At 42.8% G+C, this 22,988-nt stretch carries 20 protein-coding genes; 17 read left to right on the forward strand and 3 right to left on the reverse strand.

Annotation, left to right across the window (positions count from 1 at the left end; all coding sequences use genetic code 11):
* Window positions 1-68: 68 nt before the first annotated feature.
* Together CRJ00_RS10855 and aspS are read right to left on the reverse strand one after the other, a co-directional pair.
* Complete coding sequence (locus CRJ00_RS10855) at window positions 69-1,457, reverse strand: LutB/LldF family L-lactate oxidation iron-sulfur protein (RefSeq protein ID WP_099366893.1); 1,389 nt, start codon at window positions 1,455-1,457, stop codon at window positions 69-71.
* Between the two features lie 161 nt (window positions 1,458-1,618).
* On the reverse strand, window positions 1,619-3,361 hold the full coding sequence (aspS, locus tag CRJ00_RS10860) for an aspartate--tRNA ligase (protein ID WP_099366894.1): 1,743 nt from the start codon (window positions 3,359-3,361) through the stop codon (window positions 1,619-1,621).
* A 515-nt stretch (window positions 3,362-3,876) separates the two neighbouring features.
* On the opposite strand from aspS, the gene mraZ reads away from it, so the two are divergent.
* From mraZ to CRJ00_RS10935, 15 genes are all read left to right on the forward strand, one after another.
* On the forward strand, window positions 3,877-4,350 hold the full coding sequence (gene mraZ, locus CRJ00_RS10865; protein WP_099366895.1) for a division/cell wall cluster transcriptional repressor MraZ: 474 nt from the start codon (window positions 3,877-3,879) through the stop codon (window positions 4,348-4,350).
* On the forward strand, window positions 4,343-5,257 hold the full coding sequence (gene rsmH, locus CRJ00_RS10870; protein WP_099366896.1) for a 16S rRNA (cytosine(1402)-N(4))-methyltransferase RsmH: 915 nt from the start codon (window positions 4,343-4,345) through the stop codon (window positions 5,255-5,257). The genes mraZ and rsmH overlap by 8 nt, the downstream gene beginning before the upstream one ends.
* 2 nt (window positions 5,258-5,259) lie before the next feature.
* Entirely contained in the window at window positions 5,260-5,670 is a 411-nt protein-coding gene (locus tag CRJ00_RS10875; RefSeq protein ID WP_099366897.1) for an FtsL-like putative cell division protein, read from the forward strand.
* 17 nt (window positions 5,671-5,687) lie between these two features.
* Entirely contained in the window at window positions 5,688-7,817 is a 2,130-nt protein-coding gene (locus tag CRJ00_RS10880) for a penicillin-binding protein (RefSeq protein ID WP_099366898.1), read from the forward strand.
* A gap of 1 nt (window position 7,818) precedes the next feature.
* Window positions 7,819-9,276 carry a UDP-N-acetylmuramoyl-L-alanyl-D-glutamate--2,6-diaminopimelate ligase gene (locus CRJ00_RS10885; RefSeq protein ID WP_099366899.1) on the forward strand — a complete coding sequence of 486 codons (1,458 nt, stop codon included), beginning with the start codon at window positions 7,819-7,821 and terminating at the stop codon, window positions 9,274-9,276.
* Between the two features lie 4 nt (window positions 9,277-9,280).
* Complete coding sequence (gene mraY, locus CRJ00_RS10890; RefSeq protein ID WP_099366900.1) at window positions 9,281-10,525, forward strand: phospho-N-acetylmuramoyl-pentapeptide-transferase; 1,245 nt, start codon at window positions 9,281-9,283, stop codon at window positions 10,523-10,525.
* A gap of 4 nt (window positions 10,526-10,529) precedes the next feature.
* On the forward strand, window positions 10,530-11,903 hold the full coding sequence (murD, locus tag CRJ00_RS10895) for a UDP-N-acetylmuramoyl-L-alanine--D-glutamate ligase (protein WP_099366901.1): 1,374 nt from the start codon (window positions 10,530-10,532) through the stop codon (window positions 11,901-11,903).
* A gap of 14 nt (window positions 11,904-11,917) precedes the next feature.
* Entirely contained in the window at window positions 11,918-13,117 is a 1,200-nt protein-coding gene (locus tag CRJ00_RS10900) for an FtsW/RodA/SpoVE family cell cycle protein (RefSeq protein ID WP_099366957.1), read from the forward strand.
* Window positions 13,118-13,128: 11 nt separating this feature from the next.
* Window positions 13,129-14,229: an undecaprenyldiphospho-muramoylpentapeptide beta-N-acetylglucosaminyltransferase gene (gene murG, locus CRJ00_RS10905; protein ID WP_099366902.1), complete on the forward strand. Its 1,101-nt coding sequence runs from the start codon at window positions 13,129-13,131 to the stop codon at window positions 14,227-14,229.
* A gap of 4 nt (window positions 14,230-14,233) precedes the next feature.
* Window positions 14,234-15,589, forward strand: a complete 1,356-nt coding sequence (gene murC / locus CRJ00_RS10910) for a UDP-N-acetylmuramate--L-alanine ligase (protein ID WP_099366903.1) — start codon at window positions 14,234-14,236, stop codon at window positions 15,587-15,589.
* Entirely contained in the window at window positions 15,579-16,418 is an 840-nt protein-coding gene (locus CRJ00_RS10915) for a cell division protein FtsQ/DivIB (RefSeq protein WP_099366904.1), read from the forward strand. The genes murC and CRJ00_RS10915 overlap by 11 nt, the downstream gene beginning before the upstream one ends.
* 56 nt (window positions 16,419-16,474) lie before the next feature.
* Window positions 16,475-17,860: a cell division protein FtsA gene (gene ftsA, locus CRJ00_RS10920; protein ID WP_099366905.1), complete on the forward strand. Its 1,386-nt coding sequence runs from the start codon at window positions 16,475-16,477 to the stop codon at window positions 17,858-17,860.
* 141 nt (window positions 17,861-18,001) lie between these two features.
* Window positions 18,002-19,726 carry a cell division protein FtsZ gene (gene ftsZ, locus CRJ00_RS10925; RefSeq protein ID WP_099366906.1) on the forward strand — a complete coding sequence of 575 codons (1,725 nt, stop codon included), beginning with the start codon at window positions 18,002-18,004 and terminating at the stop codon, window positions 19,724-19,726.
* A gap of 129 nt (window positions 19,727-19,855) precedes the next feature.
* Entirely contained in the window at window positions 19,856-20,041 is a 186-nt protein-coding gene (locus CRJ00_RS10930; RefSeq protein WP_099366907.1) for a histone H1, read from the forward strand.
* A 78-nt stretch (window positions 20,042-20,119) separates the two neighbouring features.
* The gene (locus tag CRJ00_RS10935) at window positions 20,120-21,256 is read left to right on the forward strand and encodes a sugar phosphate isomerase/epimerase family protein (RefSeq protein WP_099366958.1); all 1,137 of its coding nucleotides are present in this window, start codon (window positions 20,120-20,122) and stop codon (window positions 21,254-21,256) included.
* A gap of 43 nt (window positions 21,257-21,299) precedes the next feature.
* Here CRJ00_RS10935 and CRJ00_RS10940 read toward each other — a convergent pair whose 3' ends face one another.
* Window positions 21,300-21,944, reverse strand: a complete 645-nt coding sequence (locus CRJ00_RS10940) for a response regulator (RefSeq protein ID WP_099366908.1) — start codon at window positions 21,942-21,944, stop codon at window positions 21,300-21,302.
* Between the two features lie 292 nt (window positions 21,945-22,236).
* On the opposite strand from CRJ00_RS10940, the gene mscL reads away from it, so the two are divergent.
* Both mscL and rpmH read left to right on the forward strand, forming a co-directional pair.
* The gene (mscL, locus tag CRJ00_RS10945; RefSeq protein WP_099366909.1) at window positions 22,237-22,644 is read left to right on the forward strand and encodes a large-conductance mechanosensitive channel protein MscL; all 408 of its coding nucleotides are present in this window, start codon (window positions 22,237-22,239) and stop codon (window positions 22,642-22,644) included.
* A 171-nt stretch (window positions 22,645-22,815) separates the two neighbouring features.
* The gene (gene rpmH, locus CRJ00_RS10950) at window positions 22,816-22,974 is read left to right on the forward strand and encodes a 50S ribosomal protein L34 (RefSeq protein ID WP_075991291.1); all 159 of its coding nucleotides are present in this window, start codon (window positions 22,816-22,818) and stop codon (window positions 22,972-22,974) included.
* Window positions 22,975-22,988: the final 14 nt, after the last annotated feature.

The following is a 22,988-nucleotide window of genomic DNA, read 5'->3' on the forward strand; positions in this document are numbered from 1 at the left end:
ATGACAAAGTCCAAAGATTGCTTCGTCGTGCCTCCTCGCAATGACGTAAATCTTAGCAACCCCCCTTTTTACTTCTCGTGCTTCTGTTTTTCCTTCCATTGCTGCGCAAAGGATTTATCTGCAATCTTTGGCAGTTCCCGCTGATCCCCCCAAGCTTTCTTGAAAAAATTACGCACAAAGAAATTCTTCATCTTTCCACCAAAGAAATCAATCCATTTTCTTTTTTGGATCGCCCAAGTGAACATCTTCCAGCCTCTAACCTCCATCGGAGCAGCTAAGCCTTCCTGAACAGAATCCCTGCGGTTCAACAACAACATCTTTTGGATATCGATTCCCACCGGACAAACCTCTGTACACTTTCCACACAGCGAAGAAGCATAACTCAAATGCTTGAATTCCTTCATGCCGTTCAGGTGTGGAGAGATCAATGAACCAATAGGTCCCTGGTAAGTGGTTTCATAGGTATGGCCACCAATGTTCTGATAGATCGGACAAACATTCAAACAAGCACCACAACGTATACAATATAAGCCTTGGCGCTGGTCCTTCTGCTCCAATACATTGGTCCGACCATTGTCCAAAAGGATCACATACATCTCCTCTGGTCCGTCTCTTTCGGTTCCTTTTTTAGGACCTGATAATAAAGTATTATAAACGGTCAGGTTCTGACCAGTTCCATGGGATGCCAATAATGGCCAAAATAAATCAAGGTCATTGATGCTTGGCAATACCTTTTCAATACCAACCACCGCAATATGAACTTTGGGAAAAGTGGTGGTCAATCTGGCATTTCCTTCATTCTCCGTGATCGCTATACTGCCGGTATCTGCCACTAAAAAGTTGGCACCTGAGATACCAATATCAGCGCTAGTATATTTCTCCCGCATGATCTCACGGGTTTTCATGGTCAATTCTTCTGCTGAAGATTCCAAGGACATATCAAATTTCTCGTGGTAGACCTTCGCGATATCTTCCAAACTAAGGTGCATCGCCGGAGTCACGAAGTGATAGGGTTTATGCCCTAATTGTTGGATGATATATTCGCCTAGATCACTTTCAACCGTCTCAATCCCTTTTTTCTCCAAAAAATCATTCAGGTGGATTTCTTCGGTAGCCATCGATTTTGATTTGATGACCGATTGGGCAATATGGTATTCCATGATGCGCCAGATCTCCTCTTGGGCTTCCTTCACATCGTTTGCCCAGATTACCTTGCCACCATTTGCCGTAAAATTCGACTCGAAATCCAATAGGTATTTATCCAGATTTTCAATAGCTTTCCATTTGATCAGGTTAGCCTTTAATTTCGAATTCTCCAGATCAAAAAATTTGCTTTTCCCTTTTTCAAAGGCGGTATTATATTTATCAATTCCTGTATTGATAATCTGACGATGTTTCAGATCAAAGGATTTCTCCAAGCTATCTTTAAGGAATTTATCAGCAATAGTTTGTGCCATAGGGGATGATTAAGCTTTCGTGCAAAAATAAAAGATGAAAGGTATGATGCCAATTTTAAATATAAAAAAAATCTGCTAATATTCATGCAGCTAAAAAATCAAAAAGCCTAAATGGATTTTCCATTTAAGCTTTTTGAATAAGAAAGAAATATATTCTTTTACTATTTTATTCCCAAACCCAACTCGTCCAATTGCTCTTTCGCGATGGTAGCTGGCGCATCGATCATCACATCCCTTCCAGAATTGTTTTTCGGGAAAGCGATGAAATCACGGATCGTTTCTTGACCACCAAGGATAGCTACCAAACGATCCAATCCAAAGGCCAATCCACCGTGTGGAGGAGCTCCGTATTGGAAAGCATTCATCAAGAAACCGAATTGGTCCTGTGCCTGCTCAGGCGTAAATCCTAAATGCTTGAACATCAAGGCTTGCATATCTTTATCATGGATACGGATCGAACCGCCTCCGATTTCATTTCCATTCAATACCAAGTCATAAGCATTTGCGCGTACTTTTCCAGGATCGGTATCCAACAAAGGCATGTCTTCTACCTTTGGTGAAGTAAATGGGTGATGCATAGCGTGATAGCGCTCGGTATCCTCATCCCATTCCAATAATGGGAAATCAATTACCCATAATGGTGCAAATTCATCCGGCTTGCGCAATCCTAAACGATTACCCAATTCCATACGCAAGGCACTCAACTGCGCTCTAACTTTATTCGCAGGACCAGATAATACCAGGATCAGATCCCCAGCTTTTGCGCCGGTCGCTTCTGCCCATTTAGCCAGATCCGATTGGTCGTAGAATTTATCAACGGAAGATTTGAAAGAGCCATCCGCTTCACATTTCACATAAACCATTCCCGAAGCACCAACCTGCGGACGTTTTACCCAATCGGTCAGTTCATCGATCTGTTTACGGGTATAAGATGCCGCTTCTGGAACTGCGATACCTACCACCAATTCCGCATTATTGAAAATGGCGAAATCCTTATGTTGTGCTACCGCATTCAATTCGCCGAATTTCATGCCGAAACGAATATCTGGCTTGTCATTTCCATAGGTACGCATGGCCTCATCAAAAGTCATACGTGGAAATTGCTCCAATTCGATCCCATGGATGTTCTTCAAAAGATGACGGGTCATTCCTTCAAATACATTCAGGATATCCTCTTGTTCCACAAAAGACATTTCACAGTCGATCTGGGTAAACTCCGGCTGTCTGTCGGCACGAAGGTCCTCGTCACGGAAACATTTTACGATCTGGAAATATTTGTCCAATCCACCCACCATCAATAATTGTTTGAATGTTTGTGGCGACTGTGGTAACGCGTAGAATTGTCCTGGGTTCATGCGGGAAGGAACAATAAAGTCTCTAGCACCCTCAGGGGTAGATTTGATTAAATAAGGAGTTTCCACCTCACAGAAATCCAAGGAAGAAAGGTAATTTCTTACTTCTTGCGCTACCTTATGACGGAATAACAAGGAATTCTTCACCGGGTTACGACGGATGTCCAGATAACGGTATTTCATCCGGATATCTTCACCTCCATCGGTTTCATCCTCGATCGTGAAAGGAGGTAGCTTGGATTCGTTCAGGATTTCCAAATTGCTCACCTTTATTTCGATCTCTCCGGTAGGGATTTTGCTGTTCTTGCTGGAACGTTCAATTACAGTTCCTGTCACTTTGATCACATACTCACGGCCCAATTCGCGTGCTTGGCTACGTAAAGCCTCGTCGTCCTCACTGTTGAAGGTCAATTGGGTGATGCCATATCGATCACGAACATCGATAAAGGTCATTCCGCCCAAGTCACGAGATTTCTGTACCCACCCACTAAGGGTTACCGTTTTTCCCAAGTCTGTGATTCTTAATTCGCCACAGGTATGTGTTCTATGCATGTGTTCTGTATTATTTTTTTGCGCTACAAAATTATCTGATTTATCCGAGAATAAAGAATTATAATAGGGTAGTTTTCTATGCTAAAACCGCATTTTCAAACTAGATTCGCCCTTAAAGCATGCTTAAAGCAAGGTTTTAGTATGTAAATCTATGTCGAACATACATTTTACATACTTTTAGGTTACTTTCACCTTGCATTTATAGCGAAGGAAACCTCTCGAATAGGCTTCAAAAATCTGCATTCTTAATAGTCCTCCACTTTGCCCCACATTACCTTTCATTTTGCCATTTTACTGCTTAATACCAAGCCATTTAACCCAAAAATACCCTAAAAAACATCCCTATGATACATTCATTAATTTATTGTGTTTCAATACAATCCCTTGTTTTTGACCTATTTAAGGCTGTTTTTGTAGGCGGACGCCTATGTGGAAAACTTTTTTGTGGGGCATTGTGGGGGATTGTGGGAGAAAGTGTATACTTTTACATTAAAATTACCGTAGAAGTCAAATAAATGAATCCATTAATCGGCGAGTTCGAATGTAAGCTAGACACCAAGGGAAGATTGGTGGTCCCTGCCGCGCTCAAAAGGCAATTGCCTGATGTAGAGCGTGAAGGGCTAGTGGTGAACCGTGGATTTGAGAAAAATTTAGTGATCTATACCAAGGAAGAATGGAACAAAAAGATGTTCCAGCTATCTAAACTGAACCAGTATAATGCGAAGAACAGAAACTTCATTCGTCAATTTATGCGTGGGGCTACGGAATTGACCTTGGACGCTGCCGGACGTGTCCTATTGCCAAAATCATTGTTGGAATATGGAAACATTCATGGCGAAGTGTTCTTGCAATGTACGTTCGATAAGATCGAGGTTTGGGCAAAAGAGGAATACGAGGCATTGATGGGAGATGCGGATGAAGCAGATTTCGCGTCCTTGGCAGAAGAGGTAATGGGTGGATTTGATTTCGGAGGAAGTATCGATGAGTAATGAAATTGGATACCATGTACCTGTCATGTTGCAGGAGTGCATCGATGCATTGGCAATTGATCCGAACGGTACCTATGTAGATGTAACGTTTGGAGGCGGAGGCCACTCCAAAGAAATCTTGAAACATCTGGGCGAAAACGGTAGGTTGTACGCCTTTGATCAAGATCCTGATGCGGTTAAAAATGCGTTGGATGATCCAAGGTTCAAATTGATCCATCAGAACTTCAAGTTCTTAAAAAATTATCTGCGCTTAGAAGGTGTTAAGCAGGTTGATGGGATCTTGGCCGATCTAGGTGTTTCATCACATCAATTTGATGCGGCAGACCGTGGGTTCTCCATCCGTTTTGATGCGGACCTTGATATGCGAATGGATCAGGTTTCGGATCTGGATGCGAAAAAACTATTGAATACTTATCCGGAGGAAGAGTTGCATCGGATTTTTGGGATGTATGGGGAGATCCAGAATGCAAAATCCCTGGCGAAGGTGATCGTCACAGCGAGGCTGAACCAAGAGATCCAAACGGTAGCGGAATTGAAGCAGGTGATCCAGAAGTTGGTTCCCAAAGGAAAAGAACATAAATACCATGCGCAGGTTTTTCAGGCCTTGCGTATTGAGGTGAATAAGGAGTTAGAGGCTTTGCAGGAGTTCTTATTACAGACAGAAGCTGTTTTGAAGCCGAATGGCAGATTGGTGGTCATGTCCTACCATTCGTTGGAAGACCGATTAGTGAAGAACTTTATGGCAAAAGGAAAGTTTAAGGGGGAAGTAGAGAAGGATTTCTTCGGAAATGAGATCAAGCCATTCAAGGTGATCAGCCGCAAAGCGATCGTAGCGAATGCCGAAGAGCTGGCAAGAAATAACAGAGCACGGAGTGCAAAATTAAGGATTGCAGAAAAGATAGGATAGGGATGGCGAATAGGAATACCATAAAACAAAAGGAACTGAGCGAAGAAGTTCAGGAGGAGATGTCGGATGCTTTAGAAGAAAAAGTAGAAGAGACCGAAAATTTCCTCAAGAGCTTTTTTTCTACCCAAAGGTTGTCCACTTATCTCGTTGCCAAGAATTTGCCATTTGTGGCTTTTCTTGCTTTGTTAGGCCTGCTGTATATCACGAACAGGCATTTGGCAGAGAATACGGTTCGTCGGATCGATAAATTGGGAAGAGAAGTGAAGGAATTGAGTTGGGATTATAAATCATTGAATGCGGAGTTGATGAAATTGACCACGCAGACAGAAATAGCAAAGCGTGCGGATACCTTAGGGTTGAAAGAGCGTACCGAGCCACCAATAAAACTGGAGATAGTAAAAGAAGTTAAATAGTCACATTAGCAAGAAACATGAATATTAGGAAGACCATTTTGATGAGGGTATACCTGGCGTTCGGGCTGATGGTATTTGGTGCCCTTTTGGTTTTTGGAAAGTTGCTTCACCTGCAATATGTTGATGGTGATCAATGGCGTGAAATGGCGGATAGCTTGACCATACGCGAGCGTGTGGTGGAGGCTGCCCGTGGCAATATTTATTCTAATGATGGCAGTTTGCTGGCTACTTCGGTGCCAGAATATGATATTAGGTTTGATGCGATGGCCATTCCATCCGAGCATAACGATGTCTTCAATGCTCGGGTGGATTCTTTGGCCATTAACCTGGCGAAATACTTCGGAGATCGTTCTTCGAGACAGTACCTGACCCAACTTAAAGAGGCAAGGGCCAAAAAACAACGCTATGTGCTGATCAAGCGTGCGGTGTCGCATCAGCAGTTAAAGGACTTGAAGAAGTTTCCACTTTTCAAGAATTTCAAATCAGAGAAAAAACGCTTTTCTAGCAGTTTGATCGCGGTTCGTGAGAACAAGCGCATTTTGCCTTTTACTAATCTTGCGGCTCGTACCATCGGTTACAAAAACACCAAAGGCGATACGGTTAGGGTAGGTCTTGAGGGTGCTTATGGCGATTACATCGAAGGAAAAAGTGGGGTGCAATTGATGCAACGCATTGCGGGCGGTGTTTGGATCCCAGTGAACAGAGAGATGGAAATCGCTCCAACAGATGGTTCGGATATCATTGCAACCATCGATGTGAATATGCAGGATATGGCACAACGTGCTTTGGAAAAGCAATTGCAGATCAGCAATGCCGATAACGGTTGTGTGGTATTGATGGAGGTTCAGACCGGAGAGATTCGTGCCATTGCCAACTTTACCAAAGATGGCGAAGTTTATAGAGAAAAATTCAACTATGCCATTGCGCAAGGGGCTGACCCTGGTTCTACCTTTAAGGTAGCCTCTTACCTAGTAGCATTGGACGATAAAAAAGTGGACTTGAATACCGTGGTGGATGTGGGTAATGGAACGTATAAAGTTCCTTCGCATACCATCAAGGATTCGCATGCACCTAAAAAATCCCGCATGACGGTTTTGGAAGCCTTTGAAGAATCTTCCAACGTGGCGGTTGCCAAATTGATCAACCAACATTATGGTGCTAATCCGGAGAAATTCACTGGAAAATTGCATGAATGGGGGTTGAACCAACCATTAGGAATCCAAATCCCTGGGGAGGCGACTCCATGGGTGAAAATGCCAGATAGCCGTTCTTGGAGCAAATTATCCTTGGTGCAGATGGCCTATGGATATGAATTGAAACTTACTCCATTGCAGACATTGACCTTGTTCAATGCGGTTGCCAATAACGGTAAGATGGTCGCGCCTTTATTCGTAAAGGAAATCCAACACCTGGGTCAACCGGTTAAGAAATTCGAAGCGAGGGTGATCAATAAGCAGATTGCCTCTCCGGAAGCAATCAAGTCTATGCAGACGATGATGAAAGGGGTGATGGACGAAGGTACAGGTAAGCGTTTGAAAAGCCCATTGTATACTTCAGCCGGTAAGACGGGTACTGCCCAAATGGCCGATGGTTCCAGAGGATACGGACAAAGAAGGTATCAATCCTCTTTTGCTGGTTATTTCCCGGCAGAGAATCCAAAATATTCCATGATCGTGGTTATCCGTAACCCTAGGAATGGATACTATGGAGGTTCGGTAGCTGGACCGGTTTTCCGCGAACTGGCGGATATGGTCTATGCCAACGACCTTTCCCTGCACCATACGTTTGGCCAGCGCCAAGTGAATGTGGCTGGAGAGAAGGTGCCTTATACCTTAAGAGGATCTAAAGAAGCGACTGCCAAGGTATATGAGAAGTTAGGATTCAAAACGGTGAACTGGAATGCGATTGTTCGCGCGGAAAAAGATTCCGCAGGCACAGGTGTCACACCTACTTCATTTGCCACCAATGAGGTGAAAGAAGGGGTAGTTCCGAATGTAAAGGGAATGGGCCTGGTGGATGCCATCTTTGCGATGGAGAACGCAGGCTATAAAACCACGGTGCGTGGAAAAGGAAAAGTTATCAATCAATCATTAGCAGCGGGACAGCGATTGAAAGCTGGAACGCATGTACTTATAGAATTAAATTAAGATGTTGTTAAAAGAATTGTTGCACGGCATTCCGGTACAAGATTACCGCGGCACCCTGGAGACGGAGGTGAAAGCCATTTGTCTTGATTCGCGCAAAGCGGAATCGGGAAGTGCATTCATTGCAGTTCGAGGACATCAAACAGATGGGCATTTATTTATTGAAAAGGCGATCGCCTTAGGAGCAGGAGTTATTGTTGCGGAGGAGATGCCTGAACATATCCAAGATGATGTAGTATATGTACTGGTTTCAGATTCTGCCTATGCACTTGGTGTGATTGCAGGTAATTTTTACGGCAATCCTTCCCATAAACTAAAATTGGTAGGGGTAACCGGTACCAATGGTAAAACGACCATTGCGACCTTGCTTTTCAATCTTTTTGGAAAATTGGGTTACCATGTGGGTTTATTGTCGACAGTGCAGAACCAGATTGGGGATCGGATCATTGCCTCCACCCATACTACTCCGGATCCCATTTCCCTCAATGCTTTATTGCAGGAGATGTTGATGGATGGATGTGACTATTGTTTTATGGAGGTCAGCTCCCATGCGGTAGTTCAGCAGCGAATCGCAGGTCTGCGTTTTGCAGGTGGGATTTTCAGCAATATTACCCACGATCATTTGGATTTCCATGGCACTTTCGCCAACTATATTAAAGCGAAGAAGAAATTCTTTGATGACTTAGACAGATTTGCATTTGCCTTGACCAATATCGATGATAAAAATGGTCAGGTGATGCTTCAGAATACTTTTGCCTACCGCAAAACCTATGGTCTACACCAAATGGCGGATTTCAAAGCCAAGATTTTGGAAAGCCATTTTGATGGAATGCTGTTGCAGATCGATCAGCACGAACTGTGGGTGAAACTGGTAGGGCATTTTAATGCCTATAATTTATTGGCAGTTTATGGTGCGGCTATCCTGTTGGAGCAGGAGACCATGAAAGTGTTGACCGCACTTTCGGAGATTGCAGGTGCCGAAGGACGTTTTGAGACTTTGAAAGCTAAAAATGGCGTAGTGGCTATCGTGGATTATGCCCATACACCGGATGCAGTAGAGAATGTATTGGAAACCATCAATGAACTCCGTCAAGCTGGACAACAGGTTTTTACCGTGTTGGGATGTGGTGGTGATCGAGATAGGACCAAACGCCCGGAAATGGCTGAAGTGGCTTGTCGCCTGAGCGACAAGGTGATCCTAACCTCTGATAATCCAAGATCTGAAGATCCAGCAGCGATCATTAAGGAAATGGAAACCGGCGTACCTACCGATAAAAAGAAAAATGTGTTTTCCATTACCGACCGTAGAGAAGCTATCCGTGCTGCTTTTCATTTGGCACAAGAAGGCGATGTGATTCTAGTGGCTGGTAAGGGACATGAGAAATACCAGGAAATCAATGGGGTGAAGAACCATTTTGATGATAAGGAAGAATTAATTAAAATTTTTAACGAACATAACTAAACGGATGTTATACTATTTATTCACTTGGCTTAATGAGCATATTCATATCCCTGGAGCTGGACTTTTCCAGTTTATCTCCTTCCGGACGGCCATGGCAGTTATTGTATCGTTAATTATCACCACCGTTTATGGTAGCCGTTTGATCCGCTTGTTGCATCAGAAACAAGTTGGCGAAACGATCCGTGATCTGGGTCTAGAAGGGGAAAAGAAAAAGCAAGGAACACCTACCATGGGTGGATTGATCATCATTGCAGGTATTCTAATTCCAACCTTGTTATTTGCCAAGTTGGATAATATCTATGTGCTTTTAATGATCATCACCACCGTATGGATGGGAGCTATCGGTTTCTTGGATGATTATATCAAGGTATTCCGTAAGAATAAAGAAGGATTGGCCGGTCGTTTCAAAGTGATTGGTCAAGTAGGTTTGGGCGTGTTGATCGCCGTGACGATGTATTTCCATCCGGATATTGTAGTTCGCCAAACGGTTTCCAACCCTTCGTCTTCAAGACCGGTGGAAGTAATCATCAATCCGTCAACAGGGGAGAAGACTTATGCCGAAAACGTAAAATCCACGAAGACCAATATTCCTTTGTATAAGAACAACGAGTTTGATTATGCCAAGGTGTTGGATGTGTTCGGACTGAATAATGTATGGATTACCTTCTGCCTGTTTTTGGTGGTTGTGGTCCTGATTGTTACGGCAGTTTCCAATGGGGCGAACCTAACTGATGGTATTGATGGGTTGGCTACAGGAACCTCCGCCATCATCGGGATTACCTTGGCGATCCTAGCCTACGTATCTGGTAACATCATCTTTTCGGATTACCTGAACATCATGTACATCCCTAATTCTGGAGAACTGGTAATCTTCGCAGGAGCTTTTGTTGGAGCATGTACCGGTTTCTTGTGGTACAATGCCTATCCGGCTCAGGTGTTCATGGGGGATACCGGTAGTTTGACCATCGGTGGTATTATTGCTGCCTTTGCCATCCTGATCCGTAAGGAATTATTGATCCCAGTTTTATGTGGAATTTTCTTGTTGGAAAGCTTGTCGGTTATCCTTCAGGTTTCCTATTTCAAATACACGAAAAAGAAATTCGGTGAAGGAAGACGCATCTTTTTGATGTCGCCTTTGCATCACCATTATCAGAAAAAAGGATATCATGAGTCCAAGATCGTTACCCGATTTTTAATCGTGTCGATCATCTTGGCCATTATTACGGTAGTAACCTTGAAAGTGAGATAAGCAGATGTCGAACATTGCACATACCTATTACCCACAGTCTGGACGCCTAGTGATTCTTGGCGCAGGAGAGAGCGGCGTGGGAGCTGCCATCCTTGGGAAGGATAAAGGCTTTGATGTCTTTGTTTCGGACATGGGTACTATTTCTGAGAAATACCTGAATATGCTTCAGGAAGAAGGGATCGCATTTGAGTCGGGTCAACATACCGAAGACCTGATCGTCAATGCTGACCTGATCGTCAAGAGCCCAGGTATTCCTGAAAAAGCGCCATTGATCAAGCAATTGCGTGGAATGGGAAAACCGATCATCTCGGAAATTGAATTCGCGGCACAGTATACCGATGCTAAATTATTCTGTATCACGGGTTCCAATGGTAAAACAACGACCACCTTGTTAACCTATCATGTATTGAAGCAAGGAGGGTTGAACGTTGGGCTTGCGGGTAATATCGGGAACAGCTTTGCCTTACAGGTAGCAAGGGAACAACATGATAGCTATGTATTGGAGATCAGCAGTTTCATGTTGGACGATATGTACCATTTCCGCGCTGATGTGGCGGTTATTTTGAACATTACGCCTGACCATTTGGACAGGTACGATTATAAGATGGAGAATTATGTGGCTTCCAAGTTCCGAATGGTTCAGAACCAACGAGCAGAAGATTATTTCATCTATTGCCAGGATGATGCAGAAACAGTAGCTGCCCTGGATAAACATCCCACAGCAGCGCAATACCTGCCTTTCACCCAAGAGGGGGAATTAAGCGTAGGTGCCTTTGTGGATGCCGACAAGAACTTGAACATTTTAGTACCAAATAGAGAAGCTTTTACCATGAATATTGAAGAATTATCACTGCAAGGCAGACACAATGTTTACAACAACAGTGCCGCAGGTTTAGTAGCCAAAGTACAGGAACTCCGTAACCAGACGATGAAGGAAAGTATGGGTTCTTTTGTGAATGTAGAGCATCGCTTAGAGCATGTTGCCTGCATCGGTGGGGTCAATTACATCAATGATTCGAAAGCGACGAACGTGAATTCGGTTTGGTATGCTTTGGAAAGTTTCAGCACGGAGATCGTGTTGATCATGGGTGGAGTGGACAAAGGAAATGATTACGAAATGTTACGTGATTTGGTAAAATCCAAAGTGAAAGCGATTATTTGTATCGGTAAAGATACTGGTCGTATCCATGAGGCTTTTGAGGATGATACCGATGTGATCGTGAATTCAGCTTCTATGAGCGATGCGGTACAGATTGCTTCGCATCTAGCGAAAAAAGGAGATACGGTATTGTTATCGCCGGCATGTGCAAGCTTTGACTGGTTCAAGAATTATGAAGATCGCGGCGAACAATTTAAGGATGCAGTAATGCACTTATAAAAATAAGATTTATGATGGAACGCATTTTTTCAAAACTTAAAGGAGATAAATGGATCTGGATCATCGTGATCCTGTTATCCATTTGGTCGCTATTGGCTGTTTATAGCTCGGTAGGTCCTTTGGCATACAAAGAAGGAAAGGGTACGGAAATTTATTTGTTTAAGCACTTCTTTACAGTGGCCGCAGGTTTTGGTCTGATGTATCTATCCCATAAACTGGATTACCGCTATTATGCCGGTATTTCCAAATTATTGATGTTGATCACTATTCCATTGTTGTTATATACCTTATTATTCGGTAGTAAGGTCAATGATGCGAGCAGGTGGTTGACCATTCCGATCATCAACCAGACGTTCCAGACCTCGGATTTGGCGAAACTGGCCCTGATCACTTTTTTAGCAAGGATGTTATCCCGTAAGCAAGAGGAGATCAAAGATGTGAAGAAATCCTTTATTCCGATCATGGGTGCGGTTTGTGTAGTCTTTGTATTGATTGCCTTGGCCAACCTTTCAACCGCTTTGATGCTTTTTGGTGTGAGTGTGTTGTTGTTGATGATCGGTCGGATCAGTTTCAAGCAGATAGCCGTAGTATGTATGGGTGGTGCTGTGCTTTTGACCTTGGTCATGTTATTAGGACCACGTCGTGCAACCTATATCAGTCGGATACAAGGGTTCTTTCAAACGGAATCTGTACATGAAGGCAATACTTCTTTTCAGGATGATAAAAACTTCCAAGCGAATAATGCCAAGATTGCCATCGCAACAGGAGAGATGTTCGGAAAAGGCGTTGGTAACTCCGTTCAGCGGAATTCCTTACCACACCCTTATTCGGATTTTATCTTCGCGTTCATCATTGAAGAATATGGAACCGTTGGAGGCGCAGTACTCTTGTTCTTATACATAGCCTTGATGTACCGGATCATCCGGATTGTGACCATGAGTCCTCGAGCATTTGGTGCTTTTCTGGCGGCAGGCCTTGGATTCAGCTTGACCATTCAGGCTTTGGCGAATATGGCAGTGGCCGTAGGGCTAGGACCGGTTACTGGGGTTCCTTTGCCATTGGTCAGTATGGGAGGTACTTCCATCTTGTTCACTTCGATCGCTTTGGGAATCATCTTGAGTGTGAGCCGAAATATTGAAGAGATCAAGAACAAGGAAGAATTGGAGCCCGCAAAAGTTAGGACACCAAAGAAAGTAGTAGTAGGTACAATTTAATAGCATAACAGATGGCGCATCGAATCATAATTAGTGGCGGAGGAACTGGGGGACATATTTTCCCGGCGATTGCCATCGCTAATGCGCTAAAAAATATAGCTCCGGATACCGAGATCCTTTTTGTAGGAGCAAATGGTAAGATGGAGATGGAGCGGGTTCCAGCAGCAGGATACGAAATCATCGGATTGGATATCGCTGGGATCAATAGACAATCGATGTTGAAAAACATCAGCCTTCCATTTAAGATGATCAAAAGTCTATGGAAAGCAAGGCAAGTTCTTAAAGATTTTAAAGCAGAGGCAGCTATCGGTGTTGGTGGCTATGCATCGGGACCCTTGTTGATGATGGCCAATATGATGGGCCTTCCGACAGTGATCCAGGAGCAGAATTCATTTGCTGGGGTGACCAACAAAAAATTGGGAGCCAAGGCAAAACGTATCTGCGTTGCATACGAAGGGATGGATCGTTTCTTTCCTAAGGATAGGATCTTGTTGACAGGGAATCCGATCCGTAAGTCATCAGTGGCTATTGAGGGGAAAAAGGAGGAAGCCATGCATGCTTTCTTCTTGGATGCCAAGAAGAAAACCGTTTTGGTAACAGGGGGTAGTTTAGGCGCAAAGACGTTGAACGATTGCATCAAAGCAGGTATTCCTGCCTTCGTCGCTCAGGATATTCAAGTGATCTGGCAATGTGGAAGCTACTATTATGAAAAGCTGCAAGCGGAATTTGGGGACTCCCTTCCGGAGAACATCAAATTGATGCCATTCTTGGAGCGTATGGATTATGCTTATGCAGCAGCGGATGTGATCGTGGCAAGAGCTGGTGCGGGGACCATATCTGAACTATGTGTGGTTGGTAAACCGGTTATCCTGGTTCCTTCGCCTAATGTATCGGATGATCATCAGACCAAAAATGCTTTGGCCCTGGTGAACAAGGATGCGGCGGTGATGGTCAGGGATGTGCAAGCTGGTTCGGATTTGGTGGAAGCCATCCTGAACCTATTGTTTGATCCTGCAAAGCAGGTCAAATTGAGCGAAGAGATCAAGAAATTGGCATTGGCGGATGCAGATGAAGTCATTGCAAAAGAAGTATTGGAATTAATAAAAAAATAAAGAAATGAATATCGACAAAATAAAAAGAGTTTACCTACTGGGCATCGGAGGAATCGGCATGAGCGGATTGGCTCGTTATTTTAGTCGTTTGGGATGCGAAGTGGCTGGGTATGACCGTACCTCTACCGAGTTGACCAGAACCTTGGAGGCAGAAGGATTAGATATCACGTATACCGATGATATCAATACCGTTCCTGCTGTTTTTAAGGAAGCGAATGAGGAGACCCTTTTGATCTATACCCCTGCTATTCCAAAGGATTTGGCGCTTAAAGCCTTCTTTACGGAGCAAGGTCATGAATTGTTCAAAAGATCTCAGGTATTAGGATTTATTTCGGCAAGCCGGTTTACGATTGCCGTAGCTGGTACCCATGGGAAGACGACAACATCAACCATGGTTGCTCATATATTGAAAGATTCAGGTTACGACTGTTCAGCTTTCTTAGGCGGAATCAGTACCAATTACCAGAACAATGTATTGTTCGGTGATAATAATGTGGTTGTCGTGGAAGCCGATGAGTACGATCGTTCTTTCTTGACTCTTCATCCGAATATTGCCATAGTTACTTCAGCGGATGCTGATCACTTGGATATCTATGGGGATCCTGAAGAATTGGTCACTTCCTTTAAGCTATTCTTGGATAGGGTGGTGGAAGATGGCGATAAGATCGTGAAAAAAGGTTTGCCATTTTCAGGAAACATCACCTATGCCCGTGAGGAGAAATGTGATGCCTACGCAGAAAATGTACACGTGAGAGATGGGGAATTTTATTTTGATTACCATTCGGAGACTTTGATTTTAAAGGATGTGCATCTGGGCATCCCGGGATTACATAATGTAGAGAATGCCGTTGCTGCGATTACGGTAGCGAATCTGTTGGGCATCGAAGCGGATAAGATCCGTACGGCCTTATCGAATTTTGCAGGCGTTAAAAGACGTTTCGAATTTATCGTTAAGAATCCGTCACATATTTATATTGATGACTATGCGCATCATCCGGAGGAATTGAGGGCCTTTTTGACCTCGATGAAGAAGCTATATCCGAACAAGAAACTGACGGTGGTCTTCCAACCTCACCTGTTCACAAGAACACGTGATTTTGTAGATGGATTTGCGGAAGTTCTTGGGTTAGCCGATGAGTTGTTGTTAATGGAGATCTATCCGGCAAGGGAGCTGCCTATTGAAGGAGTGGATTCTTCTTGGTTATTGGACAAGATCAATCTGGAGAATAAAAGATTGGTAAGTCCGGAAGAGGTATTGGAAATCATTAAAGCAGAAAGCCCAGAATTAGTGGTTACTGTAGGAGCAGGAGATATTGATAAATTGGTTAAACCGATTAGCGAAGTATTACATGTTGGATAAAATAAGAAATATCAAATGGCGTCAGGTCGGCTACTTCTTCCTAAGCATTGTTGCGCTGGTAGGGGTGGGCATGTTGATGAGTCTGGTCAATAAAAAAGATCAGGTTCAGGTGTGCTCGGCCTTGAAAGTGATGGTAGAAGGAAAAGAGACTTTTATCGACCAGACGGATATTACTTCGATGATCCAGGAGAAATTCGGCCGTGTAGTGGGAAGACCATTGAACGAGATCCCTCTACAGAAGATCGAAACCGAGTTAAGGAAATCACCTTATGTGTCGGAAGCCGATGTACATATGGATATGGATGGAACCATGAAAGTACAGGTGATGCAAAGGGAAGTTGTGCTACGCGTGATCAACCAGAATGGACAGGAATATTATGTGGATTCCAAGAATCAGAAGATTCCGGTAACCCTGAAGTATGTTCCGCATGTAATGGTAGCGAACGGGTTTATCGGCGAAGGCTATAAGAAATCCTTGGAACCGGTACAGACAAAAGCCGTAAAGGATTTGATCAAAGTGGTGGAGCAAACGAAAAACGATGAATTATGGTCTAACCAGATTGTGCAGCTCTATGTGAACAATGAGCGCGATATTGAGATCGTGCCGCGTGTTGGAGACCAACAGTTGGTAATCGGGAATGCCGATTCATTGAGTTATAAACTGGATAGGTTGACCAAGTTCTATACCCATATCCTTCCAAAAGTAGGCAATGATGCCTACAGTAAGGTGAATGTAAAGTATGGTGGTCAGATCATTTGTGAGCGAAAAGGAGAGTGGTTTATGGACAGCTTACAGATGAAAATAAATAAAGACAACTTAATGCGTTAAGAAGACAAACAAAGGAGAAAAAAAGGAATTATAATATACAGCATCAAACACAGCATATGAAACCTAGAATTACAGAAAATGAAAAAGAGAATCCAATCATTGTCGGATTGGATATCGGTACCACGAAGATCTGCGTAACGGTTGGTCGTCGTAGTGGTGCTAACAAGGTGGAATTATTGGGTGTAGGGAAAGCAGAATCTGCAGGAGTGAACCGTGGTGTCGTTGCCAACATCCAGAAAACGGTAACCAGCATCCGCGAAGCAGTGGCAGTGGCCGAAGGACAATCCAACGTAGACATCAAAGTGGTAAACGTAGGTATTGCCGGACAACACATCAAAAGTATTCAACACCGTGGTATCTTGACCAAGAACGACGATGATGAAATCGGACGGATCGACATCGAACGTTTGATTTCGGACATGTATAAATTGGTATTGCCTCCGGGAGAGGAGATTATCCATGTTTTACCACAGGAGTTCACCATCGACAATGAGCCTGGTATCAAAGAACCGATCGGTATGGCGGGAAGACGCGTAGAAGCTAACTTCCACATCATCTCGGGTCGTGTAACCGATATCAAGAACATCAAACGTTGTGTGGATAATTCTGACCTTGAGGTATCGGAGCTGATCTTGGAACCATTGGCATCTTCAGAAGCTGTATTGGATGAAGAAGAAAAAACAGCTGGTGTGGTATTGGTGGATATCGGTGGAGGTACTACGGACGTAGCGATCTTCCATGAAGGTATCATCCGTCATACAGCGGTAATTCCTTTGGGAGGTAACATCGTAACGGAAGATATCCGTCAGGGATGTTCGGTATTACGTAATCAAGCGGAGCAATTGAAGGTTCGTTATGGTTCGGCTTTGGCAGATGAAAACAAGGATAACGAGGTGATCTGTGTACCTGGTATCCGTGGAAGAGAGCCAAAGGAGATTTCTGTTAAGAACTTGGCCTATATCATTCAGGCAAGAATGGAAGAGATCATCGAGCATGTATATTATGAAATCAAAGCTTCTGGCTATGAAGATAAATTGATCGCAGGTATTGTAATCACAGGTGGTGGTGCACAATTGAAACATTTGGTTCAGTTGGTGGAGTACATTACAGGTATCGATTGCCGTATCGGTTATCCGAACGAATATTTGGCAAAAACAGATATGTTGAACAAACAGGCATTCGATGAATTGAAGAGCCCATTGTATGCAACAGGTATCGGTTTATTGATCAAAGGTATTCAGTCTATCGAGGAAGAAGAGAAGCGCGACGAGGAGAGAACGACAAGAAAAACTCCGGTTGCAGGGAAAGAAAAATCCAAAGATGACGTTAAAGTTATAGCGGAAGGTCAGAGCAGAAAAGAAGGTTGGTTATCTCGTTTCTTAGGAGACTGGATCAAAGACGGGGCGGACATTGACGATGATACTTTCATTGGAAAAAAATAATTATCAACATCAGTATGTTTTTTCCACAATTTAACAAATGTGGATAACTATTGTTAATATATTGGTAATATTACATTAGAATTGTTGAGTCAAGTTGCGATAACGTAATAGATTGATGAAGAATTAAATAGGATAAATTATATGTCGATACAATTTGAAATGTTAAAGGAGAATTCATCAATTATCAAGGTAATTGGTGTAGGTGGAGGCGGCGGGAATGCTGTAAACCACATGTACAAGCAGGGAATTAGTGGTGTAGACTTCATCGTGTGTAACACGGATGCGCAAGCATTGGAGTTGAGTCCTATCCCGAACAAGGTACAGTTAGGAGCAAGTTTAACGGAAGGAATGGGTGCTGGTGCCGATCCTGATGTGGGTGAGAACTCGGCTATCGAGAGTATTGAGGATATCAAACGTATGTTGGGTACCAATACAAAGATGCTTTTCATCACAGCGGGTATGGGCGGTGGAACTGGTACTGGAGCAAGTCCAGTATTGGCGAAAGCAGCAAAGGAATTGGGGATATTGACCGTTGCGATTGTGACTACTCCCTTTACTTTCGAAGGTAAGCGTCGTCGTATGCAAGCTGAAGATGGCTTGGAAGAACTACGTAAATACGTGGATTCCTATTTAGTGATTTCGAACGATCGCTTACGTGAGATCTTCGGAAACCTAACAATGACTGCTGCCTTTGCAAAAGCAGATGATATCTTAACGACTGCTGCAAAGGGTATTGCTGAAATTATTACTATTCCGGGTTATGTGAATGTCGATTTCAAGGATGTTCGTACCGTAATGAATGATAGCGGTGTTGCTATCATGGGTAATGCTGTGGCAAAAGGAGAACAACGCGCACTAGATGCTGTAACTGGCGCATTGGCCTCTCCATTATTAAAAGACAATGAAATTGAAGGTGCTCGTTACATCCTATTGAACATTACTTCCGGTACACGTGAGGTAACCATGGATGAGGTCGCTATCGTAACAGATTATATCCAAGAGAAGGCTGGTCTTTCGGCTGATCTGATCTGGGGTAACTGTATCGATGAGGACTACGACGAGGAACTTTCTGTAACCATAATCGCGACTGGTTTCCAAACTGCGGAAGAGCGCGTGAAAGAAAAAGAGAAAGAGAAGATCGCTATTCCCTTAACACCCGAAGTTCAAACTTCGGCTTTCGTAAAACCAGTAGCAACCAATCAGTTTGTTGAGCGTACTGCACAGGAGCCATCGGCTTTTGTAAAGACTACACAACCGGCGGAGCCAACTGCTCCTCAAGGTCCACAAGCTGATCTTTTTTCCAATAAAGTAGCATCTGCTTCACAAGCAAATGCAGTAGAGAACAAAGAACCAAATTTGATTCGTCATACCTTGGAGCTTGAAGATAGTAATGATGTTGAAGAGGTAGAAGAAGATCCAAATCCACACGGGTTTGAATTGAAAACTTCCCCATCGATCTTCGAATTCAAATTGCCAACGGTATTCGATGCGTATAAAACCAACGAAGAACCGGAGGAAGTTGCTCCACAGGCGCAAGCACCAATTCAGTCGCCATTGCAGGCAGAACCTCAGCCAAAAGCTGAAGTTGAACTGGAAGAGGCGATCAAAGAAGAGTCCAATTTTGAGGATCAATTGATGAAAACGAAAGAAAGAATCCTTCGTTTGAAAGAATTGAGCATGAAATTGAAGTCTTCGAACGGTCTTCAGGAATTGGAGAATGAGCCAGCATACAAGAGAAAACAAAAGACCTTGGATGATGTGCCACATTCTTCCCAATCACAAGTGAGCCGCTTTACCTTGTCGTTTGATGATGGTGAAACGGAGATCAGACCGAACAATTCGTTCTTGCACGACAATGTAGATTAATCTTATCCTATTTAATACTAAAGGGTGGTCTGTGAAGACCACCTTTTTTGTTTTTAGTTTTGTTTTTTGAAAAAAGATGTTAATTTAGAGGTAGTTACTAAAAAATTATCTCAATTAAATCTAACAATTATGGCAAGTATTGATAAATTCAAAGAACTTAAATCAGTTATCGATGGATTGGAAAATGATGCTGAAAAATTCTATTCAAAAGCAAATAGCGCTGCTGGAACACGCGTGAGAAAAGGTTTGCAGGATGTGAAAACATTGGCTCAATCTTTACGTTTAGGTATTCAGGATCTGAAAAACAAGAAATAGAAACCTGAGAAAACCTTGTTACAGTTTAAGCCCTATCAATGGGCTTTTTTTATGCGCAAATACTATTATATTTACAATATGAATAAACTTCAAAATCCTATCTGGCTGATGAGCTCGGCCTATGATCAATTAACTCAAGATGAATTGTTGGATGCGGCAAACACGGCCGGTGCACAAGGGATAGATCTTTGTGTTTTCCGTAGGGATGGTGCCAGACAGGACCATACCGCGACCCATTTGGATTATGAATCCTTTGGGCCGGAGCAGGCTAAGGCATTGTTGGATAAATTCAATGCCAAAGGATTACGCTTGTCCTTAGGTGCCTTTGAGAATATGATAGGAGGCGAGGAAGATCAACGTGTAAAAAATCAGAACCATTTGTTGGCCCTGATCCGGATCGCGCATTTGTTGGGTGGTGATGAGAACGATGTGAAGGTAGGTACCTTTGTGGGGTATAACCATGAATTGGGTAATCAGATCGATGGATTCCAACGGAATCTGGAGGAGTATAAAAAGGTTTTTGAACCGATCGTAAAATATGCGGAAGGTTTGGGCGTGACGATCGTCTATGAAAATTGCCCGATGGAGGGCTGGAGATCTTCCCGCTATAGCAGTACCTTTAATAATTTACCAGGTGTCTTAGCGGCCCGCAAATTGATGTATGCGATGATCCCTAGTGCTGCTCATGGCGAGATCTACGATCCTTCCCATGATATTTGGCAGAATACCGATCCGGTGGATGTCATTGATGAAATGGACATCAACAGGTTGAAACGTATCCATGTGAAAACAACACGTATGAACTACGGAAAGGCGTATACCGAATGGGGCGGAATGTATCCGATGCAATATGTTTCGCCAGAATTGGCAGAATTGGCTGGGGTCAGTATCCCGCAGCATGATTGGGATAGGCATCATTATACCGCGATGTTACCTGGATTTGGTGGTACAGATCATATGGACTGGAATGCCTTTGTAGAGATATTGCACGAGAGAGGCTTTTCTGGGCCGTTTGAGATCGAGAACGAGGCTAAGAACTCCAAGGATACCCATAACATGGGGGCGATCAACCAAGGGGCTAAAAACACCGTTAATTTCCTTGCGCCTTTATTGTGGAGCCTAGAAGATAAAGGCTATGCATACACTGAACAACGTCCATTAAAGGAAATAGATAGAAAAGATATTCCACTTCAAACCATGGATAGTTTGAAATAATACCAAAGTTTTATTGTATAAAAGAAAATGAATAACCAAGCGGTTATTCCTTTTCTGTATTCATTTTGAATAGCGAAATCAAATCGGGGATATTGGTTACCCCTAATTTTTCAAATATTCTGCTCTTATAGGTGCTTACAGTAGAGGAACTCAGGTTCAATCGGTTCGAAACCTCAATGATTCCCAAACCTTCTATCAAGTGTCTGGCTACATCCATTTCCCGGTTCGATAATTTGAACAATGGGTTCAAGCTATCGACCTTTGATTTGCTGGTGGTCAACTTCTGCACATAGAGATCTTTAATGGCATCCGACATATATCTTCCTCTTTCGAAGATGCTGTTAATGGCATTGGTGAACTCAGTCATGCTGGTCGTTTTGTTCACATATCCTGCCGCTCCAGCTTCAATATACCTTAATGCATAGAGGCTCTCATCGTAGGATGAGAACACCAGGATCTTCAAATCGGGCTGGATTTCCAATATCTCTTTAATGACCTTGATGTTATTTCCTCCGGGCATATTGATGTCCAAGAGCAATAAGTCGTACCTGTTATTTTTTAGCTCCCCAAAAACTTCATCATAGGTCTGCGCCTGGGTGATTTCAACAGCCTTAATGGTCTCCTTGATGGCGGTTGAAACACCTAGTCTTACTATGATGTGGTCGTCGGCAATTAAAATTTTCTTCATATTTACACGATCACTAACCGAGATTTCTGCTTTTTTGACTGTGTGATTTATCAATAGGCAGGGTTTATTTATTATTTATAGTAGTTAATTTATTTCTTCAAATATAAGATATTCGTGACAATTCACTTCACCTTAATTTTTTTTTGTTAAATGTAGTTCGTAGCCTACTAAATATAGACAAATATTTTCGGAATTATTTTATTATATCATTCTAAACCGTTTTTTTTGTCGATTATTTGTTTTAAATTTCAAATAGCAAATAAATTTTTCACAGTTAAGACTATTGAATAAAATGGGATTTTTAAAAGAGTTTAAAGAATTTGCCATGCGTGGCAGTGTCATCGATTTAGCGGTCGGTGTGGTTATTGGTGGTGCATTCGGTAAGATTGTAACATCTTTAGTGGATGATATCATCATGCCTCCGATCGGTTTTATCACAGGTGGAGTAGATTTCTCCAAGATGAAATATGTGATCAGCGAAGCGAATGAAGCTGCTGGTACCACAGAAGTAGCGATCAACTACGGTAACTTCATCAACGTGATGATCCAGTTCTTGATCATTGCCTTCTGTATTTTCATCGTGATCAAAGGATTGAATTCATTGAAACGCGAAAAACCAGCTGAAGAAGCAGCTCCAGCTCCTCCAACAAAAGAAGAAGTATTGTTGACAGAGATTCGCGATTTATTAAGAAATAAATAAGCCATTTCTGCGCTCAGAAAGCAAATTATGCAGGTGATCGTGCCTAATTAATTTGCTTTTTTTTATTTATTATATCCTGAGTGTTGCGGAATTGTGAAATAAACTTTATTTTTGCATTCCTCTTTTGAGGGATAAATTGATTAAAAGTATAAAAACAAGCATAAAAGCGTCATGAAGAGAACATTTCAACCTTCGCAAAGAAAAAGAAGAAATAAACACGGATTCAGAGAGCGTATGAGCTCTGCAAATGGTAGAAGAGTATTAGCTTCTCGTAGAGCTAAAGGAAGAAAACGCCTTACAGTTTCTGACGAATACCGTCACAAAGGTTAATCCAAACATCGCCG

This window comes from Sphingobacterium sp. 1.A.4 (assembly GCF_002734245.1).
Classification (GTDB): domain Bacteria; phylum Bacteroidota; class Bacteroidia; order Sphingobacteriales; family Sphingobacteriaceae; genus Sphingobacterium; species Sphingobacterium tenebrionis.